Here is a 21,730-nt window from a genome sequence, read left to right as displayed (position 1 = left end):
GCCTAGTCTTAAGTTGGCTTCTATTTTAATTCGCCCATCGAGAGCAGTGGAGGCGCGAGTGAACAGATCTGCCATGAGGGGATTTACCCTTATAGAAATGATGATTGTGGTAGCGATTATTGCTGTATTAGCAGCTATCGCTATCCCTAACTATCAGCAGTACCGGGTCAAGGCTAATCGTGCCGATGCCCAAGCCTTCTTGATGGATGTAGCCCAGCGCCAGCAGCAGTACCTTCTGGATGCGCGTGCCTTTGCCGGTACGCTGGCAGAGCTTGGTATGGTGGCCCCCGAAAAAGTGGCCCGAAACTATACGGTCACTATCGATATTGAGGCCGGCCCTCCTCCTACGTTTTTGCTGACTGCAACGCCAATCGCTACCAGCGGGCAAAGCGCAGATGGCGTCTTGACCCTTGATCAGTCGGGAGCCAAGCAATGGAACGGCCAGTCGTGGTAAGGCCAAGCGCAGCTCAGGTGAAGAGAAGTGCTGCTTGTCAGCAGGGATTTAGTCTTGCTGAGCTGATGATCGTAATTTCAATTCTAGCCGTACTGGCAGCAATCGGCGTTCCAGCTTATCGCTCGATGGTTGCTGAGCAGAAAGTACGTACTGTGGCTGCATCGCTACACAGCGCATTGCTGCTAGCCAGATCAGAGGCGATCAAGCTCAACCGCACTGTCATCTTGCGTCCGGGCGATGGCGAAGAGTGGTCAGAGGGTTGGCTGATCGCCGACCCGGTCAGCCCAAATGATGATTCGCGCGCTTTGCATCGTGATCGCCTGAATAGCACCGTCATCATTAGCAGTGCTGTCGACTCGGTTGCTTTTCGTGCCGCTGGGCGGTTGGCGACAGCAGGTGGTGCTGCATTCGAACTAGAGGCAGTGAGTGATCCGGAAAAGAAACGCTGTGTAAGTATTGGACTGGACGGTCGTCCTACTACTGTGAAAGGGGGCTGCTGACATGTTTGCAATCTCCCTAAAAAATGGAGGCTTTACCCTGATCGAGGTGTTGGTCACCTTGTTGATTCTGGCCATCGGTTTGCTCGGCCTGGCCGGTTTGCACACCACGATGTTGCGAACCGAACTGGAAGCGTTGCAGCGGACCCAGGCCACTCTATTGCTGGAAGATATGGCCAATCGGCTGCGCAGTAATCCTGCTCAGGCTCGCGCCAATGCATACCTTGGCGAGTTTGGGGTAGGTACTAACTTGGCTGACTGTGGCTCCCCCGTTAATGCCGACAAGTGTGCTTGGGATAGAGCCCTGGATGGTGCTGCGGTAGAGAACTCTGACGGTGACAACATTGGCGCGATGATCGGTGCTCGGGGGTGTGTGGAGCACCTCAGTGGTGGTGCCAATACTCAGGTGCTGTTGCGGGTGACCGTGGCGTGGCAGGGGTTGAGTCCAACTGTTGCCCCCGAGCTTTCATGCGGTGAAGGTGATTATGGTGATGACGACAGTCAGCGCCGGGCGGTGTCAGTTGTTGTTGCCCTAGCCTACTTGGGAGTCTGAATCATGCTTATACAGATGAGACACCATAAGCCTGAGGGGCAGTATGGGTTTTCCCTGATCGAGTTGATGGTAGCGATGACTCTCGGCCTGATCATTCTTTTTGCGGTGTCTGAGCTGTTCGTCAACAACACTCGGGTGCGAAATGAGTTGGAGCAGGGATCTAGGCAGATCGAGAACGGGCGTTATGCAGTGCAGCTGCTAGTTGATGAACTGAATAACGCGGGTTTCTTTGGCGAGTCAGGTTCCCAGACTTTTCCTGCTCCGGCAGATTTTCCACCAGCGTGCTTTGCCGATGCAGCTGACATTACCGCTTCTCTAGGCGTGCCTGTGTATGGCCAAAGCCAGGTTGCCGAGGCAGCGGCCCCTAGTTGCTTGAGTAACTTCAAGGGTGGCAACAGTTTCCTCGCCTTGCGTCGAGCCAGCACTTGCGCAGTAGGTACAGCTGGATGTGATGGCTTTGCTGCAGGGCAATATCACCTGCAGGTTGCTGCCTGCGCAGAAGAATCCCCGGGTAGCATTCTGCTGGCTGACAACGCCGCTGCTTTGGACCGCCGAACTCGCAAGTGCGATGTCGCTGAGACGGCTCCGGTTTATCGCTTCCTCAGTCGAATCTATTACGTGAATCAGGCTGATCAACTGGCCAGGGCTGACCTCTCTGGCAGCAACGGCTATGTGGTTACACCGCTGGTTGATGGGGTCGAGCAGATTCATTTCCAGTACGGCATCGACAGTTCCGGTGATGGCGTACCAGAGGCTTATTCAGCCGCACCGGCTCAGGCCGATTGGGAGGACGTAGTTTCCGTACGCATCTGGGTGTTGAGCCGTAATGCACAAGCCACATCCGGCTACGAAGATGGCAACACTTACAGATTGGGAGATATGGAAATATCTGCCCAGGATCTTCCGCCCGGTTTCAAGCGGCAGGTTTATAGCAGCACGGTCCGTCTGAACAATATTGCCGGTAGGAGAGATGCATCATGAATATCCCCCACCTGCATCGATCCCAGCAAGGCGTTGTTCTGGTCGTTGGCCTGATGGTACTGCTGATGGTGACTCTGATGGCGGTCAGTGGTTTCAACCTGACCCAGAGTAATCTCAAGGTGGTCGGCAACATGGAAAGCCGTGAGCAGGCTATGAATGCCGCCAATGCGGCGATTGAGGAGGCGGTCAGCGCCACTCTCTTTGTGTCCTCACCCACCAACATGTTCGCTACTAACTGTACGGGTGCCAATACCCGTTGCTATGACACTAATGGCGATGGTGGCAATGACGTGACTGTGACCCTGGACGTACCACGTTGTGTTGTGGTTCAGCCGATCAAGATTTCTGAACTTGATCTCAGTGATCCGCAACAAGCTGCATGCGTTGTGCAGACAGCTGAAGGTTCAGAGGGGAATGACATATCCCTGTGCGCCAACTCGGTTTGGGAGTTGCGTGCAGTAGCTGTCGATAATGTAACTCAGGCACAAGCCGCTGTTACTCAGGGCATTTCCGTCAAAGTGGCGCTCAATGATGTGGCCACGGCGTGTCCGGATTAATCCGAGGAGGTGTGAAGTGAACAAGGCATTAACCTGGATCAACAGGTGCTTCTTCGGATTGCTGGCATTGACGCTATCGGGTTTAGCCAGCGCGGAAGACATCGATATCTATATCGGGAACGACACGACCAATTCCAGTCTGCCCAGCGCGCTGATTGTGCTCGATAACACGGCCAACTGGGCCCGGCAGAGCCAGCAGTGGCCCGGTGGGCTTGCTCAGGGACAGTCAGAGGTCCGAGCGATCAAGAGCGCTCTGGCCAATCAGGTTGGCAAACTCAATGTGGGTATTCTGGAATACACCACTGACGGTAATGCTAACCAGAATGGCGCCTATGTTCGCTTTGCCTTGCAGGAGTTGACTGCGGATAGTTATGCGGAGCTCGGCGTTGCGCTGGACAAGATCTTCACCGATGTAAACGATCCTGAAGAAAAGCGCAGTGCCAATACCCCTTATGGCAACCTGATGCGCGATGTTTATAGCTACCTTTCCGGCGGCGAGCAGTCCTTTGCCGGTGGCGGCACATTGTCTGCTCTTGCCGATCCCGATGGCTATACCACCCAGTTCTCGACGTTCAAGTCACCGTTGGTGGCCGAGACCATCTGTAACGATGTGAACGTGATCTTCATCAGTAACCCCAATCAGAGTGGCCCGACGACGGATGATGTAGTCAACAGCAACTTTCTTACTCAGCTTTATGCCGATGCAGGCGGTGTCCTGAACAATAAGTTGGCGGGAACCTCCAGTGGCACCCCACTGGATATTCCTTTGCTGTCGACCACCACTGAGAGTTCGGTAACCGATATCGGTTTTTCCAGCCAATGCTACAAGAATAATGAAGTCAACCAGTGCACCACCAATGAATCACAAGCAGGCAAACTCTGTGATGGCATTTCCGGTTGTGCCTGCTCTACGTCGCAGAGCACGACCACTGGTTGTTCGGGTGGCAAAAAGAAGCTGATCGTGCAGTCCACCACAAACTCGACTGTGGTAACCGAAACGGGTGAGTTCGATTCGGTTTCTGGCGGTAACTGGAACTTCGATGACTGGGCCAAGTTTCTCCATGAGTATGGTGTGCCGGTCAGTTATGAGTCCGAGGGGGGCGAGACGCTGGTGGCCAGGGTCAATGTCAATGTGCATACCTTGGACGTGTTCAATGCCCAGCAGGATGCTGCCCATTCAGGTTTGATGATGAGCGCTTCTGAGCGGGTTGGCGGCGGCAACTATTATGCCGCCACCAATGAGGAAGAACTGGAGCTGGGTATTGGTGACGCCTTGTCCAATATTCTCTCTGTCAGTTCGACCTTTGCGGCAGTGGCCCTGCCACTGAATACCACCAACCGGGCGCAGAACGAAAACCAGGTGTTTATCGGTATGTTCCGCCCGGACCAGCAGGCCAAACCTCGCTGGTTCGGTAACCTCAAGGAATATCAGCTGGGCTTCGTCAACAATGCGATTGAGCTGGTGGATGTGAATGGCGATGCCGCTGTAAGCCCGTTGACCGGTTTCGCGGCAGAGTGCGCGGCGAGTTTCTGGAGCGCCGACTCCAGCACCTACTGGGAAGGTCTGGGGATTTCCCCCTCACCGATGGGGCAGTGTCAGACCAGTGTGACCAGTCCCTGGTCTGATTTGCCTGATGGTCCTTTTGTAGAAAAGGGCGGTGTCGCACAGGTCCTGCGTAATAGTGTGATCGGCGACCGTAATCTGAAGTCGGTATCGGGCGATGCTCTGGTTGCCTTTAACAGCACTTTCGCGGGTGCCCAGGGCCTGGGTGGCATCTATGAGTACATCCGTGGTGACCAGGTCGGTGTCGATGAGACAGCGGGTGATTCCAACGGTCGGCCGAGCATCCATGGCGATGTCATCCACTCGAGACCGCTGCCGGTCAACTACGGGACAGCCGATCAGACTGTCATCTACTACGGTGCCAACGATGGGATGTTGCGTGCAGTTCAGGTAACGACCGATGCGGGCACTGGTGAGCAGCAGGCTGAGGAGCTGTGGGGGCTGATCGCGCCGGAGCATTTCGGCAAGCTCAACCGTCTGTATGAGAATTTACCGAAGGTAGCTTTCCCGAATCAGGATGCTGATGAGGATCCGGTACCCGAGCCGAAGGACTATTTCTTCGATGGCTCCATCGGCCAGTTGGTTGAGTACAACAGCGATGATCAGGTGGAAAGAGCCTACATCTACCCCGTAATGCGTCGCGGTGGCCGTATGGTCTATGCGCTCGATGTCACCGATCCGGAGCAGCCTGAGCTGCTCTGGCGCCGGGGTTGCCCGTTTACCGCTTCGGATTCGGAGTGTGATGACGGTTTTGAGGATATTGGCCAAACCTGGTCGACGCCGAAGAGCATGTATGTTGCAGGGTACGGCGATACCCCGTTGCTGGCTTTCGGCGGGGGTTATGATTCCTGTGAGGATGACGACTCGGCTACCAGTAGCTGTACTGCTGGTGACAAGGGCAATGCGGTATTCGTACTGAATGCCGAGACTGGTGAAATTGTCAGAACCTTTGTTACCGATCGAGCCGTGGTGGGTGATGTCAGCCCGGTTGATATCGATTTCGACGGCAAGGTCGACTACCTCTACGCCGCCGATACCGGTGGCAATATCTGGCGCATCAACTTTGTCGAGGTGGTTGATGATTTGTTCGAGCCGTTGGAGGAGGGTGACTGGGATATTACCAAGTCGGCCTTTACCACCGGATCGAGCCGCAAGTTCATGAATGCGCCTTCCGTGCTGCCCTATCAGGGCAAGGTCTATCTGGCGTTGGGTTCGGGCAATCGCGAGCGTCCACTGGAGAGCAATTATCCCTACGTCGACGATATCGATGATCGCTTCTATGCCTATCTGGACTATCCAGCAGAGACCACAGCGCTGGATCTGGATGGCAGCCTGATGAATAACAGCACCACTGCTCCCAACTGCGATGCGAATCGTATTTTCCCAGGAACCGAGCAGCGCGGCTGGTTCATGAGTTTCCCGGGGCAGGGTGAGCAGGTGGTTAACCCGGCTGTTATTGCGGGAGGCAATGTACTGTTCAACACCTACAAGCCAGGTGGTGCACAGATCGAAGCCTGCACCCGGCCTCTGGGCTTGGGTACTGCTTACAACATGAGCCTGTTCAATGGCTCGGCTTGCGGGCGTGTGCGCTCTGAACAGATCGATAATGGTGGTATGCCGATCCCGCCAGGCCTAAGTACTGTCACCGTGACCAGGCCCAATTGCGAGGGGCCTGCATGCGACGAAACCGTCACCATCTGCATCGGTTGCAAGGGACTGGAACCGACGCCGATCGAGCCGGATCTGGATATGACGCGGCGTCGTGTCTACTGGAAATCGGATATCGATCGCTGACAGTCGGCGTAAAGAAAACGGGGACCATCAAGGTCCCCGTTTTTGTTCCTAAGTGATGTGTTATTTGACCCGCTGCCCCGGCTTGGCGCCGTTGTCCGGGCTGAGCAGGTAGATTTCGCTGCCGCCGGGACCGGCGGCCAGGACCATGCCTTCGCTGATGCCGAACTTCATCTTGCGTGGGGCCAGGTTGGCCACGTACAGGGTCAGGCGGCCTTCCAGTTCGCTTGGGTTCGGGTAGGCGCTCTTGATGCCACTGAACACGTTGCGCTTGGCGTCGCCAATATCCAGGGTCAGGCGCAGCAGCTTGTCGGCACCTTCAACGAACTCGCATTTCTCGATCAGCGCGATGCGTAGGTCGACGGCAGCAAAGGCGTCGAAGTTGATCTCGGCGGCCAGCGGGTCTTTGGCCAGTTCTCCATTGCCGGCCTGGGCCGGTGCGGCGTTCTCGGCGGCGAGGTCTTCCTTGGAGGCTTCGATCATGGCGTCGATCTTGGCCGGCTCGATGCGGGTCAGCAGCGGGTTGAACGGATTCAGCTGGTGGTTGGCCAGCGGCGTGGTCAGGTCGGCCCAGCGCAGCGGCGCAACGTTCAGGAAGGCCTCGGCATCGGCGGCCAGCTTGGGCAGCACGGGTTTGAGCATGATCACCAGCTGGCGGAACAGGTTGACGCCCAGGGCGCAGATTTCCTGCACTTCGGCCTGCTTGCCTTCCACCTTGTTCAGCGACCACGGAGCCTTGTCGGCGATCCAGGCATTGGCGCGGTCGGCCAGGGCCATGATCTCGCGCATGGCGCGGGCAAAGTCGCGGGCCTCGTAGGCGTCGGCAATGCTCGGTGCGGCAGCCTGGAAGGCGTCCCACAGTTCCGGCTCGGGATTGGCGCTGACCAGTATGCCGTTATTGCCCTTGTGGATAAAGCCGGCGCAGCGGCTGGCGATGTTGACCACCTTGCCGACCAGGTCGGCATTGACCTTCTGCACGAAGTCCTCGAGGTTGAGGTCGAGGTCGTCGACGCTGCGGCCCAGTTTGCTGGCGTAGTAGTAACGCAGGTATTCCGGGTTCAGGTGATCCAGGTAGGTGCGCGCCTTGATGAAGGTGCCGCGCGACTTGGACATCTTCTGGCCGTTGACGGTCAGGTAGCCGTGCACGTTGACCGCCGTCGGCTTGCGGTAGCCGGCGCCTTCGAGCATGGCCGGCCAGAACAGGGCGTGGAAGTTGACGATGTCCTTGCCGATGAAGTGGTACAGCTCGGCGGTGGAGTCCTTGCCCCAGTAGGCGTCGAAATCCAGCTCCGGGCGCTTGGCGCAGAGGTTCTTGAAGCTGGCCATATAGCCGACCGGAGCGTCCAGCCAGACGTAGAAGTACTTGCCCGGCTCATCGGGGATCTCGAAGCCGAAGTAGGGCGCATCGCGGGAGATGTCCCATTCCTGCAGGCCGCCATCCAGCCATTCGGCAATCTTGTTGGCCACGGCATCCTGCAAGGTGCCGCTGCGCGTCCAGCTTTTCAGCATGGCTTCGAAGTCGGGCAGCTTGAAGAAGAAGTGCTTGGATTCCTTGAGTACTGGCACGGCGCCGGAAATGGCCGAGCGTGGGTTCTTCAGGTCGGTCGGCGCATAGGTGGCGCCACACTTCTCGCAGTTGTCGCCGTACTGGTCCTCGGCCGCGCACTTGGGGCAGGTGCCCTTGATGAAACGGTCGGCGAGGAACATGCCCTTTTCAGGGTCGAAGTACTGGGTCACCGAACGGGTGGCAATGTGGCCCTTGTCGCGCAGTGCCAGGTAGATGCCGCAGGCCAGTTCGCGGTTTTCTTCGGCGTGAGTCGAGTGGTAGTTGTCGAAGTCGACCAGGAAGTTGGCGAAGTCGGCGCTGTGCTCGGCCTGCACGTTCGCGATCAGCTGTTCCGGGGTGATGCCTTCCTTCTCGGCGCGCAGCATGATGGCCGAGCCGTGGGCGTCGTCGGCGCAGACGTAGGTGCACTGGTTGCCGCGCAGTTTCTGGAAACGCACCCACATGTCGGTCTGGATGTACTCGAGCATGTGGCCTAGGTGAATGGAGCCATTGGCGTAGGGCAGGGCGCTGGTGACGAGAATCTTGCGGGCTTCGGACATGATGATCGGCTGCACTGGTGACACGGGAAGGTCGGCAACTATATAGGCGCGGCGCATTTTTTTCATCCGCAGCGGCGGTTTGCCACGCGGTCTTGCCCGGGGACGGGCATGCAGGCTGGGCGCTGCTCGGGTAAGATGCCCGCCTGTTTTGCTCGGTCTTTTCTGGAGTTGCCATGAGCGCTGTTAACCGCCAGCTGGTTGAAACCGTCCTGCGTCAGTTCACCGATCCGCACCTGAACCTTGATCCGGTCAGTGCCGGCTGTGTACGCGAGATCGATATTCAGGGTGGCAAGGTCGGCGTGCGCCTGGAGCTGGGCTATGCCTGCGGCCTGTTCAAGAGCGGTTGGGCGCAGATGCTGCAGATGGCCCTGGAAAGTCTTGAGGGTGTCGACTCGGCCAGTGTGCAGGTGGATGTGCGCATCGAGTCGCACAAGGCGCAGGAGCAGGTGCCGGCGCTGGCCAACGTGAAGAACATCATTGCCGTGGCTTCGGGCAAGGGTGGTGTGGGCAAGTCCACCACCGCCGCCAACCTGGCCCTGGCACTGGCCCGCGAAGGCGCCCGGGTGGGCATTCTCGACGCCGATATCTATGGTCCCAGCCAGGGCATCATGTTCGGTATTGCCGAGGGCACCCGGCCGGCGATCAAGGACCAGAAGTGGTTCGTGCCCATCACCGCGCATGGCGTGCAGGTGATGTCGATGGCTTTTCTCACCGACGACAACACGCCGGTGGTCTGGCGCGGGCCGATGGTCTCCGGTGCGCTGATCCAGCTGATCACTCAGACCGCCTGGGACAACCTCGACTACCTGGTGATCGATATGCCGCCGGGCACCGGCGATATCCACCTGACCCTGGCGCAGAAGGTGCCGGTGGCCGGCAGCGTGATCGTCACCACGCCGCAGGATCTGGCCCTGCTCGATGCGCGCAAGGGCGTGGAGATGTTCCGCAAGGTCAATATTCCGGTGCTGGGCGTGGTGGAGAACATGGCCGTGCACATCTGCAGCAACTGCGGCCATGCCGAGCACCTGTTTGGCGAGGGCGGTGGCGAGAAGCTGGCGGCGCAGTACGGCGTCGATCTGCTGGCCTCACTGCCGCTGTCGATGGCCATCCGCCTGCAGGCCGATGATGGTAAGCCGACCACAGTGGCCGACCCTGAAAGCCAGATCGCCATGATCTATCAGGAAATGGCGCGCTGCGTCGGTGCGCGCATCAGCCAGAGCGGTCTGGGTGCCGCGGCAATGCCGTCGATCGTGATCAGCGACGACTAATCACCGTCTGTCCGACAGGTCAGCTTGTGTGCGGCAAGCTGGCCGGATATTGCTCTGGGTCAGTTTTTCGCGAGATCGTTGTTGATAATCTCTCGCGTCTTTCCGCTGTACCCCCGCAGCAGTACCCGGCGTGTAGTTGGCCTTTTCCGCATGAACCTTATTCCCCAGGCGTTGACCCCGTCCCTGTACGACGAAGACTTGTCCGAGTCCGAGCAGCAGGAAATCCTGCACCTGCAGCAGGAAATCCTGGCTGCCGTGGCGCAGAACCTTGATCACCTGGCGGTCATCCGTCAGGTCTGTCTGTTGGAGGAGCAGTTGCTGCCCGATGCCGTGGCCAGCGTGATGCTGCTGGACGAGCAGAAGCTGCTGCAGCTGTATGTAGCACCGAGCATCCCGGCTGAGGGGGCGGCGCGCCTGAGCAATCTGCGTCCGGGGCCGCATGCCGGTTCCTGTGGCAATGCGGTGTACCGTGGCGAGGCGGTGTTCGTCAGCAATACGCGCAGCGACCCGCGCTGGCAGGAGCTGCGTCCACTGGCGCTGGATTTCGGCCTGATGGCCTGCTGGTCGATGCCGATCCGCGGTGCTGGTCAGCAGATTCTGGGTACCTTTGCGCTGTCCAGTTTTGTTGGGCGGGAACCTAATGCCTTCCACCGCAAGATTCTGGAGATCGGTGCCTCGATCATCGGCATCGTGCTGGAGCGTCAGCGCCAGGAGCAGACCCTGAGCCTGCTGGGCAAGGTATTCGAGAGCAGCAATCAGGCGATCATGCTGACCGACAGCCAGGCCGGCATCCTTGAGGTCAACCGCGCCTTCAGCGACATGACTGGCTACAGCGCCGCCGAGGTCAAGGGGCAACGGCCGAGCCTGCTGTCATCCGGCCGCCATGACCGAGCCTTCTACCAGAACATGTGGCGCAGCCTACAGGAGCGTGGCTACTGGCAGGGCGAGGTGTGGAACCGACGCAAGAATGGCGAGGTGTACCCCGAATGGCTGAGCATCACGGCGATTCGCGAGGCGGGGCAGATCACCAATTATGTGAGTTTCTTCTTCGATATTTCCGAACAGAAGGCCACCCAGGCGCGGCTGGAATTCCTCACCTGCCATGACCCGCTGACCGAGCTGCCCAACCGCCTGATCGTTCAGGAGCAGCTCAGTCAGGCCATGGTCAGTTCGGCGCGGCGCCAGCTGCAGGCAGCCTTGCTCTATCTGGATCTGGATGAATTTCGCACCATCAATGCCTCCCTTGGCCAGGCGGTGGGCGACCAGTTGCTGCGCGCGGTGGCCGATCGGCTGCGTCAGTTGCTGGGTGAGCAGTACCCGCTGGGGCGTCTGGATTCCGATGAGTTCGCCATTGTTCTGGCGGGCGTGGAAGAACTCGATCAGCCGGCGGAGCTGGCCGAGCAGATCATCCAGGCCTTTCTCAAACCCTTCGTCATCGCCGGGCATGAGCTGATCTGCACCCTGTCCATCGGCATTGCCCTGTATCCCGAGGATGGCGAGGACGGCGACAGCCTGCTGAAGAAGGCTGACAGCGCCATGAGTCACGCCAAGCAGGACGGGCGCAATACTTTCCGTTTCTACAGCGAGTCGATGAACCGAGACGCGGCGGCGCATCTGCAGCTGCGTACCGGCTTGCGCCGGGCGCTGGCGCAGGGCGAGCTGTTCCTCGAATACCAGCCGCAGGTCGAGTTGGTCAGCGGGCGGGTGATCGGTGCCGAGGCGCTGGTGCGCTGGCAGCATCCGCAGCTTGGCCGCATTGCGCCTGCCGACTTCATTGGTGTGGCCGAGCAAAGTGGCCTGATCGTGCCGCTGGGCGAGTGGGTGCTGCAGCAGGCCTGTGCCCAGGCAGCCGCCTGGCAGCGTGCCGGTCAGCCGCTGGTGGTGGCGGTGAACCTGTCCGGCGTGCAGTTCAAGCGCGGCGATCTGGTCGACAGCGTGGCCGCCGCCCTGCTCGAACACGAGCTTGACCCGGCGCTGCTGGAGCTGGAACTGACCGAGACCATCCTCATCGAAGGCACCGAGCATGTGCTGGACAACCTGCAGCGCCTCAAGGCGCTGGGCGTGCAGCTGTCGATCGATGACTTCGGCACCGGTTATTCCAGCCTGGCCTACCTCAGCCGCCTGCCGGTGGACAAGCTGAAGATCGACCAGTCCTTCGTGCGCAGCCTGCGCCAGGTGCCGGCCAACGCCACCATCGTGCGTATGGTGGTGCAGATGGCGCGCAGCCTGGGTATTCGCTCGATTGCCGAGGGCGTTGAGGATGCCCAGGCCCGTGATTTCCTGCTGGCCAACCAGTGTGACGAGGGGCAGGGCTACTGGTTCAGCCGGCCGCTGGCGGCGCCGGCGCTCAGCGCGTTGCTGCAGGCAGGCGCTGGACACCTGCCGCCTTCAGTCTGAGTGGGGCTGGGTGCTTGGCTGCGGATAGCGGCAGCCGGTAAGATGCGCGCTCAGTTTTTCACCACACCTTGAGTCAGGACGCCCGCCATGAGCATCAAATCGGACAAGTGGATTCGCCGCATGGCCCAGGAACACGGGATGATCGAGCCCTTCGTCGAGCGCCAGGTGCGCACCGAGGGCAGCGAGCGCCTGATCTCCTACGGGGTATCCAGCTACGGCTACGACGTGCGCTGCGCCGACGAGTTCAAGGTGTTCACCAACATCCACTCGGCCACTGTCGACCCGAAGAACTTCGATGAGAAGAGCTTTGTCGATGTCAAAGGCCCGGTGTGCATCATTCCGCCGAACTCCTTTGCCCTTGCCCGTACCGTCGAGTACTTCCGCATCCCGCGCGATGTACTGACCATCTGCCTGGGCAAGAGCACCTACGCGCGCTGCGGCATCATCGTCAACGTCACCCCGCTGGAGCCGGAGTGGGAAGGTCACGTGACGCTGGAGTTCTCCAACACCACCACCCTGCCGGCGAAGATCTACGCCAACGAGGGTGTGGCGCAGATGCTGTTCCTGCAGTCGGACGAAGCCTGCGAGACGTCCTATGCCGATCGTGGCGGCAAGTACCAGGGCCAGACCGGCGTTACCCTGCCGAAGACCTGATATAAAGGCGCAAAGAAAAGCCGGGCAATGCCCGGCTTTTTCATGCCCGCTGTTTATGGGCGGCTTCATTCAGCCTGCCGCTGCTCCAGGCGCTGGGCGGCGAGATTGCGCTTGAGCACATCCATCACGGCGGCTGTCATCACAGCGGTGGAAACACCGAACATGAGGATGCCGTTGGCGGCCTCCAGCGGGCCGAGCAGGCGCCATTCGGGCGAGAGCACAACGTCGCCATAGCCCAGGGTGGCGAAGGTCACGCCGGAGAAATACAGCGCCGCGCTGGCGCTGTCGAATTCGCCGAGCAGGCGAAAGAGAACGGCCCACAACGCCATCTGCAGAAAGTTGCTCAGCAGCATGGTCAGCATCACCATCGACAGCAGCAGGCTGCTGCGTAGAAAACCGCTGGCGCCATTGTGTCGACGGTTGTAGCGAAGGTAGAAACTCATGCACAGGGTGGCAAAGCCCGCCTGCAGGGCCAGGCAGATCAGCATGACGGGCAGTCCGACCAGTAGTTCGCTCAGCATTGGGTTCTCTCAGGCGTTCAGGCGCCTTTTGCGCCGCTGGTTATCGAAAAGCTGGACCATCAGCGTGGCATACAGTGCCACGGCCATGAACAGGCCCATGCGGATGGCGAAGGCGCCGTAGACATCCTTGCCGCTGGCGCTGTCCTGCACCGACTGGCCGAGCAGCAGGATCAGGGTGGACAGGCTGTTGAGCCAGAACTTCTGACTCAGCCGGGTGCGGCTCAGGGCATAGAGTTTGCGCCCGACCAGCAGGATGAACAGCAGCATCCACAGGGCAAACATCCACAGGTGCGGGAAAATGCTCAACAGACTCCAGAACAGCATGGCCAGCAGGCCGGCCAGCAGGGTAGAACCGAGCAGTTCCCAGCCGGCCTGGCGAGCATTGCTGGCGCAGGTCTGCTGGCCTAGGTTGACCGACTGCATGATCAGCGGCATGAAACGGCTGGGGTCGATCAGGGCGAGCAGATAGGCCGGCATGACCACCAGTGTGGCGCGCAGGGCAATCCAGCCATGCTCGCCCTCCGGCGTTTGTGCCGCTGGAGTAGCCTGATGCAGACCAGCAGGCTCCGGGAACAGCCAGTGACTGAGCAGGCTGGCCAAGGTTGCCAGCAACAGGCCCTTGGTCAGTGCTTCGATAACGATCATGGCCAGGCTGAAGGAGGTGGTGCCAGCCGCTGTGATCATGGTCAGTCCGATCACCAGAAAGGTGCTGAGCAGGGCATTACCACCGCGCAGCTGAAAGGCGAAGCAAGCGCTCAGTCCCAGGCCCACCAGCAGCACGCCGGCCAGCGCTGCATGCTGCAACAGCGGAATCAGCAACAGGCTGGCGCCGGTGGTCAGCATGATCAGTGCCGGCAGGGCCAGCGCTGCCACGGTAGGCAGCGCCTGATTGCGCATGGCCAGCAGGAACAGGGCTAACATCGGGGCGATAAAGGGCAGAGGCAGGGCCAGACCGAAACTGGCCACCAGCGCCAGGCTGGTGCCGGTGGCCAGGCGCAGCAGGCGCAAGGGGCGGGGATCGGCAGTGTTGCTCATCGCCAGCTTAGTAGGCGACCGACAGCCAGCTCATCAGCCGGAGGAACAGGCGACCGAGCGGGTTGAGTGGGTTGCCTTCGATCGGGAATGCCATCACCTCGGCCTGTCCGCCGACGCGCAGCCCAGTCAGGGGTGGCAGCTCGCCGGGTGCGAATTCGATGATCACCGGAAAACGCTGGGCGGCCCGCAGCCAGTCGCGGCTGTTTTCCACGGTGGGCAGACTGCCGGGGGCGGTAGCCTGGCCGACACTTACGCCGTAACCGATGCTGCGGATGCGCCCGCTGAACACCTGGCCGGGCAGAGCGTCGAGGATGATGCGTACCGGCGAGCCGGTTTGCAGATGCCCCAGGTTGTTTTCCGTCATCTCGGCGCTGATCCACACATCGTTCAGGCCAATCAGGGTCATCACCGGGCTGCCGGCGCCGGCGAACTGGCCCACTTCCGTGCGTAGATCGGTAATCAGGCCGCTGGAGCGGGCGCGCACCTGGCTGTTGCTCAAGTCCAGTTCGGCCTTGACCAGCGCGGCGGCGGCGCTTTGCAGGCGGGCGTTGTCTTCGCCGCTACCACCTTCTTGTTCGCGCGCGCGCTGCACCTCGGCGCGGGCGGCGGCAACCTTGCTCACGGCTTCGCTGAAGGTGGCGCGAGAGACTTCCAGGCGGCGTAGGGAAATGGTGCCGCTGTCCTCGCGATACAGGCGTTCGAGGCGGTCGCGATCCTGACGGGACTTGAGTTCGTTGGCTTCGGCGGCCTTCAGGTTACCGATGGCCGAGTCGATGCCGGCGGTATTGGCGCCGATCTGCCGGCGCATCGATTCTAGGTCGGCGCGGGCGCGGTCGGCGGCGATCTGGTAATTACTGCGGTCTATCTCGAACAGCAGCTGGCCGGCCTCAACGCGCTGGTTGTCATGCACGTGCACAGCGGTCACGCGACCTGCGACTTCGGCCGCTACCGGCACGACGAAGGCCTGCACCCGCGCCTGCTGGGTATAGGGCGTGTAGCGATCGGCCAGCAGATACCAGCACAGGCTAAGGCCGATGACGATGGCCACACCCGTGGCGCCGCGCTTTGCCGGGTCTGTCTTGGCGGGGGGGGCCTGTTTGGCGGAGCGTGCGTCGTTCATGGTTGTGGGTCTTGTGCGGAAGCGGGGGTTTGGGTGTCGTCCAGCAGATCGTCCCAGTCGGTACGCTGTTGCATCTGCTGGCGGGTGGCATCATCGAGTAGTGGCTGGTTGCTGTACCAGCCGCCACCGAGCGCCTTGTACAGGGCGATCAGGTTGCTGACCGCGCTGCTGCGACTGAGCAGGTAGCTGTCCTGCTGCACGAACAGCGCGCGCTGGGCATCCAGCACGCGCTGGAAGTCCGAATAGCCTTCGCGGTACTGGGCGGTGGCCAGGGTCAGCGAGCGGGTGGCCGAGAATGCGGCTTCGCGCAGGATGCGTTCGCGCTCCAGAGCCTTGCTCAGCCCGGTGGCCGCATCGTCGGCCTCGCGCGCGGCCTGGCGCACGCTGTCGCGGTAGCTCTCGATCAGTTGCTGCAGGCGGGCGTCCTGCACGCGGATGTTGTTCTTGATGGCACCGTGGTCGAACAGGTTCCAGCGCAGGCTGGGGCCACCCCCTGTGTCCAGGCTGCTGGAGCTGCCGCTCAGCGAAGAGGCCGACCAGCCGATGCTGCCGAGCAGGGTGATGGCCGGATACAGGTCGGTTTCGGCGATGCCGACCCGCGCCGATTGGGCAGCCACCTGCAGTTCGGCGGCGCGGATATCAGGGCGGCGCAACAGCAGGTTGGCTGGCACATCATCGAGGATGGCCTGGTCGAGCAAGGGGATCAGCCCGGTTTTTTCTTCCAGCCGGCTCAGTGGTCCCGGCGCCTGGCCGATCAGTACAGCCAGAGCATTACGGGTCTGGCGCACCTGCGCCTCGAATTCCGGCACGCTGCTGAGGGTGCCCAGGTACTGGGTCTTGGCCTGTTGCAGGTCGAGCTCATCACTGTTGCCGCTGGCGAACAGCCGTTCGGTAATCTCGAAACTGCGCTTCTGCCGCTTGGCGTTCTCGCGGGCAATGCGCAGGCGCGCTTCGGCGGTGCGCAGGGCGAAATAGGTCTCGGCGACCTGGGCGCGCAAGAGCACCAGCAGGTCCTCGTAGTTGGCCTGGGCGGCGAAGAAGGTGGCGTCGGCCGATTCGATGGCGCGGCTGAAGCGGCCCCAGAAGTCCAGTTCCCAGCCAACATCGAAGCCGGCGCTGTATTGCCACAGATTGCTGTCTTGCGGGTTTCTGCCGCCGGACTGGTTGCGGTCCAGGTACTGACGTTCGGCGCTGGCCTGCTGCACCTGCGGATAGCGCCCGCTCTCGGCGATACCCAGCTGGGCGCGGGCCTCGATCACGCGCAGGCCGGCGATCTTCAGGTTGCTGTTGTGTGCATCCGCTTCGGCAATCAGGCGGTCGAGGATCGGGTCGTTGAAGGTCCGCCACCACTGGCGGTTGTCTGGTTGGGCGCGCTGCTGGCTGACCTGACTGATGGCTTCGCTGTTCCAGCCATCCAGCCAGGTGACGGGCGGGGACTGAAAATCAGGCCCCAGACGCACGCAGCCGCTCAGCGCCAGGGCGCCGAGAGCGAGCGGGAGCAGAGCGCGCCGATGCATGTGGGCGGTCATTGCCGGGACGCGTTGTTATCGTCCGTAGCAGTCTGTTCGTTTTGGTCCTCGACCCACTGCCAGAACAACTGGTAGCCAACCCCGAGGATCACCGGGCCGATGAACAGGCCGATGATGCCGCTGGTTACCATGCCGCCGAGGGCGCCGATCAGTACCACCGGCATCGGCACATCAACGCCACGGCCAAGCAGCAGAGGTTTGAGCACGTTGTCGGCGAGGCCAGCCACGAAGGTGTAGATGGCAAAGATGATCGAGGCCACGCTGGCGCCTTCGGTGGCAAATACATAGGCGATGACTGGAATGGTGATCAGCGTGGCGGGCAATTGCATGATGCCAAGCAGCAGGATCGCCAGGGCGAGCAGGCCGGCACCCGGGATGCCCATGACGACAAAGCCGGCGCCTATCAGCAGCATCTGAATAAAGGCAATACCGACCACGCCCTGGGCGACGGCGCGAATGGTGGCGGTGCACAGTTCGGCAATTTTCGGGCCTTTGTCGACCCCGGAAATGCGCGAGAAAATCTGTACGGCGCTGCGGCTGCCGCTGTCGCCGAAGGCCATGAAGATACCGGCGATGATCAGGGCGAAGATGAACACCAGAAAGCCCATGCCGATGCCGGCCAGTTTGCCGAGCAGACTCAGGCTGACATCCTTGAGTTGTGGAGCGATCTTCTTCAGCAGACTGGTCAGGTCGGTGGAGGCCTGCAGCCAGAGATCGTGCAGCTGCTGGCCGATCAATGGCCAACTGGCCACGGATTCGGCTGGGCGGGGGATATGCATCTCGCCACTCTTGACCAGAGCGATGCTTCCCTCAATCGACTCGGCCATGGAGGCACCGAGCAGATACACCGGCACCAGCAGGATGGCGATGCTGAGCACCACAAGCGCGGTGGCGGCGCGTCCATCGTTGTTGCCCAGGCGAGCCTTCAGCTTGCCGTGCAGCGGATAGAGGGTGATCGCGAGGATCATCGACCACAGCATCAGGTTGAGGAATGGCTGGAAGACCTGGTAGCAGAACATCACCAGTACGCCGATCAGGCCGGCGCGGATCAGCACATCGAGCAGGTCACGGGAGATGAGTTTGTCCGCAGGGGCTGGTGTCATGGCACTTCCTTGGCTGTGTCAGTTTGGCTAAACGATCGATCACTCGACCTTTCGCTGCAGCTTTCTTGGCCCTCCAGCAGCCCTTGGATACAGGCATGCCCTCAAGAAAAGTGCGGAAAGATCATGACACAGTTGCGCGCCACCGGCATATCCCGAGCGAGACAGCGGGTGGCGTGCTGGGGCGCTCTAGCGCAGGGCGCTGGCAGGGGGGCTTGGCTCTGCCAGTGTCGGCACTTCGATGGGCAGCGTGGTCACGCTGAAATCGGTGATCTCGATGGCGCCATGGCCTTCCGCGAGCAGGTGAAAGGAAAAGGCTTTGCGCGCCTTTTCGTTGGCGAAGTCGAAGCTCAACTCCAGTGGCTGCCCTGGCTTGAGCGGCGGCAGCGGCGGAATGGCCAGGTTGATGTCGCGATCGTATTCCTTGGTTTTCAGCAGCAGGCGCGCACCGGCACGGTCGAGCTTCAGGGGGCGAATTTTCAGGGTCACCGTGGTACGGCTGTGGCTGGGCATTTCCAGGTACTGGGCGCCGATCAGGTTGTCGGTCCAGTCGTCATGAATGCTGTCCTTGAGGCGGATGCGTTCGCGGGTGGCGAACTGGTACTGCTGGCCAGCCTGTCCGCCCTGCAGTGACTGATCGAGCAGGGCGGCGCTGCGGCTGATTAGGCGCGCCTCGCGACCACGAAAACGGCCAAGGAATTCGGCGTTTGCGGCGATGAAGCCCTCGCTGCGGTAGCGTCGACAGACCTGCTGGAAGTCGCACTCGCTGAAGGTTTCCTGACCGTCATGCAGGCGTAGCAGGCCATTGGTGTAGGAAATCATGGGGCGTCCGCTGTCGTAGTCGCGGAACAGCGAGCGGCCGATCAAGTTGCCTGGTACCGGCAGGCCAAAGTAGTCGAGCACCGAGGCCGTCATGTCGACATGGCCATAGACACCGCCCTTGAGGGCCGGCAGGCGGTCCTGCTCAGGAGCGAGGATCAGGTTGAGGCCCCAGGCCGAAGCCAGGCGCACATTGTCGATGCCGTGGGATTCGTCGGAGGTAACGATGACCAGAGTGTTCTTCAATACGCCCATCTGCTCCAGCTGGCCGAGGAAACCGTCGATCGCATCGTCGAGGTAGGCCACTGCGGCCTGCTTGCCGTCCGGGTAGCGCTGCAGGTACTCCTCTGGCGCCGAGTAGGGTTGGTGAGTGCCTACGGTCAGCAGGGTCAGCATCCACGGCTGGCGCTGCCGACGTAGCTGCTTGACGTAACCCAGGGCTCCCTCGAAGTAGGCTTTGTCATCCATGCCCCAGGGGAACTCCAGATTGGGTTTGTTGCGGAACCAGTCACGCCCCAGGGTCTTTTGGAAACCCATTTGCGGCATGATCTTGTCCTTGGCCATGAATCGCAGTCCGGCCCCCTGCAGAAAGTGCGTGGAAAAACCACGCTGACGCAGTTGAGACGGCAGGCATTGGCGGCTGCGGCTGCTGTTGTTGAGCAGCTCCACGCCTTTGGGCGTGCCCGAGTCGAGTTTGCTGTAATCGCCGCAGAGCATCGCGTAGAGGCCGCGAATGGTCTGGTGGCTGTGCAGTACATAGTCCGGCGTGCTCATGCCGCGTTCGGCCCAACTGCTCAGTTTGGGCATCAAGGGCGGGCCGCTGGGAACGTTCAGGGCGGTACGGTTGGCGCTGATATAGGCGCCGGGGATGCCTTCCAGGGTAATGATCAGTACATTGCGCGCCTGGCCGCGATCCGCCACCAGCTTGCGGCCGTTGAGGTCCAGTTGGGTCAGGCTGCCGATGTCCGGTTCGGTTTCCGGCGTGTCATCCAGATGCTCTTCCAGTTTCAACTGAACTCGACTGAGGCCTTCGGCCAGCCACTTGTGCGGCAGATTGAATTGTTGCCACTGGCTGACTTCACTGGGTTGGTACCATTGACTGCCTGCGTGGCCCAGCAGCAGGGCGACGGGTAGGGCAAGCAACCAGGGCGCGGCACGCTCCCGGCGCCGCGGGCGATGCAGCAGGCTGAGCAGCAGTGCCAGCAGCAGGGCAGCTGCCGTCAGGGGATGGCTAAGGCCGCCGCTGCTGCCGGCAGTCGAGTTACCAATGAATTGCGGGTCGGTCAGATAGCGCAGGTCGTTCAGTTCGGGCATGCGCCCGACGGCTTCGATCATCTCCAGGCTGCCTATCTGGCAGAGCAGCCACAGCAGCATCAATGGCAAAGCAAACCAGCGCGGCCGGCCCCTGCAGAGCATGAGCAGTAGCAGGCCGAAGGCCAGGTCCGATAGATAGCCGTAGGGGTGTTGCCAATTCAGGTACCAGCGGCTGAGCAGCGGGATCAGCAGAAACAGGCTGGCCGGCGCCAGCCAGAGGGACACAGAAGACAACAGTCGGCTGCTGGGAGGATGCACGGACGCTCCGTAAAGCAATAAGGACTTAAGTGGGACAGGCCGGGTCGGGCAAGAGTTGCAGTGAGCCGGGTGTGACACTATTTCGAAATATATCCGGTGGCACACTGAAAGATTAGCTCGGTTGCAGAATAATTAGCGCCACTTGGATTTTTGCCTGCGCTAAGTTTGTGATGTGCGTCTTTTCCGGCCAGGAGGTGCTGCTTTACTGGCTGGCGCGGCATGGGTTGGCCGTGCAACGAAAGCGGCATCAGGTCTTTTGTGCTGGGTTAGAATGCAGGCTGATCAGTTCTGGTATTTCCCATGGCAGCCATTGGCCGATACAACTCTCTGCAAGTCACCAAATACACCGATTTTGGCCTCTATCTGGATGGCGGCGCCGACGGCGAGATTCTTTTGCCCAAGCGTTATATCCCCAAGGGTGAGGAATTGGAGGTGGGCGATTGGCTGAATGTCTTTGTTTATCTGGATAGTGAAGATCGTCTGATTGCCACGACACAGAAACCCAAGGTGCAGGTCGGCGGCTTTGCCAGCCTCAAGGTTGCCGAGATCAATCGCGTTGGCCTATTTCTCGATTGGGGCCTGCCCAAGGATCTGTTGCTGCCGCATTCGGAAGAGAAGCGTCCGCTGCAGGTCGGCGACTACTGTGTGGTGTATGTCTATCTCGATCAGCGTACGCGGCGGATTACTGCCACGGCGCGTCTGGACCGTTACCTGGACAAGACGCCGGTGCGCTATGCGTCCGGGCAGGAAGTTGATCTGCTGGTGGTGGAGCAGACCGACATGGGCTTCAAGGCCATCATCAACAATGAACACTGGGGCCTTATCCACAACAATGAAGTGTTCAAGTTTCTGCGTAGCGGCATGCGCGAGCGTGGCTTCATTCGTGAAGTGCGCGCCGATGGCAAGATCAGTCTTAGCCTGCAGCCGGTTGGGCGCGAGGCGGCCAGCAGCCTCAGTGAGCAGATCCTGGCCAAATTGCGTGAGACGGGCGGCCAGCTGCCGCTCAGTGATAAGAGTTCGCCGGAGCAGATCAGTAGTCTGTTCGGCGTGAGCAAGGGCAATTTCAAGAAAGCTATTGGCGGTCTCTACAAGCAGGGGCTGATTATCATTGAGGCGGATCGCATTCGCCTGCCTTGAGTCAGCCTATATTTTCTGTCGCCTTTGTGCTGCTCCACTGGAGCTTATCTACGCTTAGAGATAAGTCCCTGTGGA

17 protein-coding genes are annotated in these 21,730 nt (G+C 60.6%); 10 read left to right on the top strand and 7 right to left on the bottom strand.

Annotated elements, in window-relative coordinates; translation table 11 throughout:
- Window positions 1–58 precede the first annotated feature (58 nt).
- The 6 genes from HNP49_RS06985 to HNP49_RS18815 are packed head-to-tail and all read left to right on the top strand — an operon-like array spanning window position 59 to window position 6,400.
- Window positions 59–454: a type IV pilin protein gene (locus HNP49_RS06985; protein WP_311772081.1), complete on the top strand. Its 396-nt coding sequence runs from the start codon at window positions 59–61 to the stop codon at window positions 452–454.
- Window positions 433–954 (top strand): GspH/FimT family pseudopilin, encoded by a 522-nt coding sequence (locus HNP49_RS06980; RefSeq protein ID WP_184681822.1) that lies wholly within the window; start codon window positions 433–435, stop codon window positions 952–954. Before HNP49_RS06985 ends, HNP49_RS06980 begins: the two co-directional genes overlap by 22 nt.
- Before the next feature lies 1 nt (window position 955).
- Window positions 956–1,504 carry a type IV pilus modification protein PilV gene (gene pilV, locus HNP49_RS06975; protein WP_184681821.1) on the top strand — a complete coding sequence of 183 codons (549 nt, stop codon included), beginning with the start codon at window positions 956–958 and terminating at the stop codon, window positions 1,502–1,504.
- Window positions 1,505–1,507: 3 nt separating this feature from the next.
- Window positions 1,508–2,485, top strand: coding sequence for a PilW family protein (locus HNP49_RS06970; protein WP_184682520.1), 978 nt, complete (start codon window positions 1,508–1,510; stop codon window positions 2,483–2,485).
- A complete protein-coding gene (locus HNP49_RS06965; protein WP_184681819.1) occupies window positions 2,482–3,042 on the top strand; it encodes a PilX N-terminal domain-containing pilus assembly protein in 561 nt (186 codons plus the stop codon). Before HNP49_RS06970 ends, HNP49_RS06965 begins: the two co-directional genes overlap by 4 nt.
- Before the next feature lie 16 nt (window positions 3,043–3,058).
- Window positions 3,059–6,400 carry a pilus assembly protein gene (locus tag HNP49_RS18815; RefSeq protein ID WP_184681818.1) on the top strand — a complete coding sequence of 1,114 codons (3,342 nt, stop codon included), beginning with the start codon at window positions 3,059–3,061 and terminating at the stop codon, window positions 6,398–6,400.
- A 60-nt stretch (window positions 6,401–6,460) separates the two neighbouring features.
- Here the strand turns inward: HNP49_RS18815 and metG are convergent, their stop codons facing one another.
- On the bottom strand, window positions 6,461–8,503 hold the full coding sequence (gene metG / locus HNP49_RS06955; RefSeq protein ID WP_184682519.1) for a methionine--tRNA ligase: 2,043 nt from the start codon (window positions 8,501–8,503) through the stop codon (window positions 6,461–6,463).
- Between the two features lie 173 nt (window positions 8,504–8,676).
- Here metG and apbC point away from each other — a divergent pair, with 173 nt between their 5' ends.
- The 3 genes from apbC to dcd all read left to right on the top strand — a co-directional run bounded on the left by apbC (window position 8,677) and on the right by dcd (window position 12,822).
- The gene (gene apbC / locus HNP49_RS06950) at window positions 8,677–9,771 is read left to right on the top strand and encodes an iron-sulfur cluster carrier protein ApbC (RefSeq protein ID WP_184681817.1); all 1,095 of its coding nucleotides are present in this window, start codon (window positions 8,677–8,679) and stop codon (window positions 9,769–9,771) included.
- A gap of 150 nt (window positions 9,772–9,921) precedes the next feature.
- Entirely contained in the window at window positions 9,922–12,168 is a 2,247-nt protein-coding gene (locus HNP49_RS06945; RefSeq protein WP_184681816.1) for an EAL domain-containing protein, read from the top strand.
- 87 nt (window positions 12,169–12,255) lie between these two features.
- Window positions 12,256–12,822 (top strand): dCTP deaminase, encoded by a 567-nt coding sequence (gene dcd / locus HNP49_RS06940; RefSeq protein WP_095939318.1) that lies wholly within the window; start codon window positions 12,256–12,258, stop codon window positions 12,820–12,822.
- A 65-nt stretch (window positions 12,823–12,887) separates the two neighbouring features.
- Here dcd and HNP49_RS06935 read toward each other — a convergent pair whose 3' ends face one another.
- From HNP49_RS06935 to HNP49_RS06910, 6 genes are all read right to left on the bottom strand, one after another.
- The gene (locus tag HNP49_RS06935) at window positions 12,888–13,343 is read right to left on the bottom strand and encodes a potassium channel family protein (protein ID WP_184681814.1); all 456 of its coding nucleotides are present in this window, start codon (window positions 13,341–13,343) and stop codon (window positions 12,888–12,890) included.
- A gap of 9 nt (window positions 13,344–13,352) precedes the next feature.
- Window positions 13,353–14,378: a DUF2955 domain-containing protein gene (locus HNP49_RS06930; protein ID WP_184681812.1), complete on the bottom strand. Its 1,026-nt coding sequence runs from the start codon at window positions 14,376–14,378 to the stop codon at window positions 13,353–13,355.
- Between the two features lie 7 nt (window positions 14,379–14,385).
- Window positions 14,386–15,498, bottom strand: coding sequence for an HlyD family secretion protein (locus HNP49_RS06925; protein ID WP_184681810.1), 1,113 nt, complete (start codon window positions 15,496–15,498; stop codon window positions 14,386–14,388).
- Window positions 15,495–17,015 carry an efflux transporter outer membrane subunit gene (locus tag HNP49_RS06920; protein ID WP_184681808.1) on the bottom strand — a complete coding sequence of 507 codons (1,521 nt, stop codon included), beginning with the start codon at window positions 17,013–17,015 and terminating at the stop codon, window positions 15,495–15,497. Before HNP49_RS06920 ends, HNP49_RS06925 begins: the two co-directional genes overlap by 4 nt.
- Window positions 17,016–17,023: 8 nt before the next feature.
- On the bottom strand, window positions 17,024–18,130 hold the full coding sequence (locus tag HNP49_RS06915; RefSeq protein WP_184681807.1) for an AI-2E family transporter: 1,107 nt from the start codon (window positions 18,128–18,130) through the stop codon (window positions 17,024–17,026).
- Between the two features lie 186 nt (window positions 18,131–18,316).
- Entirely contained in the window at window positions 18,317–20,518 is a 2,202-nt protein-coding gene (locus tag HNP49_RS06910; RefSeq protein ID WP_184681805.1) for an LTA synthase family protein, read from the bottom strand.
- A gap of 300 nt (window positions 20,519–20,818) precedes the next feature.
- Here HNP49_RS06910 and HNP49_RS06905 point away from each other — a divergent pair, with 300 nt between their 5' ends.
- The gene (locus HNP49_RS06905; RefSeq protein ID WP_184681804.1) at window positions 20,819–21,655 is read left to right on the top strand and encodes a S1 RNA-binding domain-containing protein; all 837 of its coding nucleotides are present in this window, start codon (window positions 20,819–20,821) and stop codon (window positions 21,653–21,655) included.
- Window positions 21,656–21,730 lie beyond the last annotated feature (75 nt).

This window comes from Pseudomonas fluvialis, from assembly GCF_014207935.1.
Classification (GTDB): Bacteria; Pseudomonadota; Gammaproteobacteria; order Pseudomonadales; family Pseudomonadaceae; genus Aquipseudomonas; species Aquipseudomonas fluvialis_A.
Note: the sequence above shows the minus strand (reverse complement) of the source record. Positions and strands in the feature narration are given on the sequence as shown.

Excerpts from the sequence above, each read along its gene's own strand:
- HNP49_RS06980 (WP_184681822.1), top strand. The coding sequence starts at position 433 with ATGGAACGGCCAGTCGTGGTAAGGCCAAGCGCAGCTCAGGTGAAGAGA.
- pilV (WP_184681821.1), top strand. The coding sequence starts at position 956 with ATGTTTGCAATCTCCCTAAAAAATGGAGGCTTTACCCTGATCGAGGTG.
- HNP49_RS06970 (WP_184682520.1), top strand. The coding sequence starts at position 1,508 with ATGCTTATACAGATGAGACACCATAAGCCTGAGGGGCAGTATGGGTTT.
- HNP49_RS06965 (WP_184681819.1), top strand. The coding sequence starts at position 2,482 with ATGAATATCCCCCACCTGCATCGATCCCAGCAAGGCGTTGTTCTGGTC.
- metG (WP_184682519.1), bottom strand. The coding sequence starts at position 8,503 with ATGTCCGAAGCCCGCAAGATTCTCGTCACCAGCGCCCTGCCCTACGCC.
- apbC (WP_184681817.1), top strand. The coding sequence starts at position 8,677 with ATGAGCGCTGTTAACCGCCAGCTGGTTGAAACCGTCCTGCGTCAGTTC.
- HNP49_RS06945 (WP_184681816.1), top strand. The coding sequence starts at position 9,922 with ATGAACCTTATTCCCCAGGCGTTGACCCCGTCCCTGTACGACGAAGAC.
- dcd (WP_095939318.1), top strand. The coding sequence starts at position 12,256 with ATGAGCATCAAATCGGACAAGTGGATTCGCCGCATGGCCCAGGAACAC.
- HNP49_RS06935 (WP_184681814.1), bottom strand. The coding sequence starts at position 13,343 with ATGCTGAGCGAACTACTGGTCGGACTGCCCGTCATGCTGATCTGCCTG.
- HNP49_RS06930 (WP_184681812.1), bottom strand. The coding sequence starts at position 14,378 with ATGAGCAACACTGCCGATCCCCGCCCCTTGCGCCTGCTGCGCCTGGCC.
- HNP49_RS06925 (WP_184681810.1), bottom strand. The coding sequence starts at position 15,498 with ATGAACGACGCACGCTCCGCCAAACAGGCCCCCCCCGCCAAGACAGAC.
- HNP49_RS06920 (WP_184681808.1), bottom strand. The coding sequence starts at position 17,015 with ATGCATCGGCGCGCTCTGCTCCCGCTCGCTCTCGGCGCCCTGGCGCTG.
- HNP49_RS06915 (WP_184681807.1), bottom strand. The coding sequence starts at position 18,130 with ATGACACCAGCCCCTGCGGACAAACTCATCTCCCGTGACCTGCTCGAT.
- HNP49_RS06905 (WP_184681804.1), top strand. The coding sequence starts at position 20,819 with ATGGCAGCCATTGGCCGATACAACTCTCTGCAAGTCACCAAATACACC.